Below are 1,525 nucleotides of genomic sequence, written 5' to 3'. Positions count from 1 at the left end.
ATATCGGTGTCCCAGCCGTACTTGTAGGTGTTGATCTTGGCGACGGCATCCACCGTCTCCTGATCCACGCCTTCCTTGACTTCGGGCGTATCCATCTTGCTCATGTCATCGTCCTGTTCGCTTCGTCTTGCGACGTCTTCATTCGGTTCGGCCAGCCCGGATCTGATGTCCGGGTCCGGCCCTTTTGGCGTGTCGGTCCGTCAGGCGGCCCGGTCGCGCCGTTTGCGTCTCCGCGCCAGCCAGGCTTCGGCCAGGCGCATCGTGTCATCTTCCGTCGTCTCGGGGCCCAGGCTGATGCGCAGCGCGCCCGAGGCCGCCTCGTCGTCATAGCCCATGGCGCGCAGCACCTGGCTGGCGCGGACCTTGCCGCTGGAACAGGCCGAGCCCGCCGAGACGGCGAAACCGGCCAGATCCATCTGCATCACCTGGGTCTCGCCCTTCCAGCCGGGGGTGACGAGGCAGGTGGTGTTGGGCAGGCGGTCCGCCCCTGCCCCGGCGATCACGGCGGCTTCACCCATGTCGGCCAGCCCCTCGGTCAGCCGCGCTTCCAGGGCGTCGCGCAGGGCGCGCACCCGGTCCCAGGTGCCATTGGCCAGGTCGGCGGCAGCGGCCTCGGCGGCGGCGCCGAAGCCCGCGATACCGATGACGTTCTCGGTGCCGGCGCGGCGGCCCATCTCCTGGCCCCCGCCCTTCAGCTGGGCCGGAATATCCGTGCCGCGCTTCATCACCAGCGCGCCGATGCCCTTCGGGCCACCCAGCTTGTGCGCGCTGACAAGTCCCATGTGGCAACCCAGCCAGTTGAAGGCAATGGGCAGCTTGCCGAAAGCCTGGGTCAGATCCGACAGCCAGAGGCCTTCCGGCAGTTTCTGGATCACCCCGGTCTCGCTATTGGCCAGTTGCAGCGCACTGGTCGCGGGATCGGCGACGCTGACGCGGCCGTCACGGTCCACGGGCAGCGGATCGCCCACGCCCCAGGCCCGCACGGCGTCATGCTCGATATCGGCCACCGCAAGATCCCGGCCCGCCATGGCCAGCGCCGCGCCTTCGGTAGCGGAAGAGACAAAGACCACATCCGCGCCATCGGCACCAAGCGCCGTGGCCACCTGGGCACGGGCCTTCTCGACCAGCGCCTTGGCCTTGCGGCCCTCCTGGTGCACCGAGGAGGGGTTCCCCGCCACATCCATCGCCGCGATCATCGCCTCGCGCGCCTCGGCGCGCAGCGGGGTCGTGGCGTTGTAATCCATGTAGGCGCGCCTCATGGCCCGACCCTCGCGCCGTGCCGTCCGGCGCGGAGGGCACCGCCTGCGCCCTCGGGCGCGGTATATGCAGCGCGGGCTGTCATTCCTCGTCCACGACCTCGAAGAGGTTCGGCACCGCCGGGCAAGGCGCCAGGCCGTTCCTCACCACGTCCCCGAGGGTGGTCTGGTGCAAGAAGACATAGACATGGGCCGAGAGACCCTCCCACAGCCGGTTGGTCACCGACTGCGCGCGCGAGCCCGAAAGGCCGCCCGACACGCCGGCGCCC

At 69.6% G+C, this 1,525-nt stretch carries 1 protein-coding gene and 1 pseudogene; both read right to left on the bottom strand.

The features are described from left to right. Positions 1-200: 200 nt before the first annotated feature. Positions 201-1,259, bottom strand: coding sequence for a cysteine desulfurase family protein (locus tag OS124_RS0109790; protein ID WP_010139386.1), 1,059 nt, complete (start codon positions 1,257-1,259; stop codon positions 201-203). A 79-nt stretch (positions 1,260-1,338) separates the two neighbouring features. Then, a pseudogene (locus OS124_RS0109785) lies at positions 1,339-1,525 on the bottom strand (Rrf2 family transcriptional regulator); the annotation flags it as partial.

This window comes from Oceanicola sp. S124 (assembly GCF_000220565.1).
In the GTDB taxonomy this organism is placed as follows: Bacteria; Pseudomonadota; Alphaproteobacteria; order Rhodobacterales; family Rhodobacteraceae; genus Pseudooceanicola.
The sequence above is the reverse complement of the archived record's forward strand: the minus strand, read 5'-3'. Positions and strand labels throughout refer to the sequence as shown.

Excerpts from the sequence above, each read along its gene's own strand:
- OS124_RS0109790 (WP_010139386.1), bottom strand. The coding sequence starts at position 1,259 with ATGAGGCGCGCCTACATGGATTACAACGCCACGACCCCGCTGCGCGCC.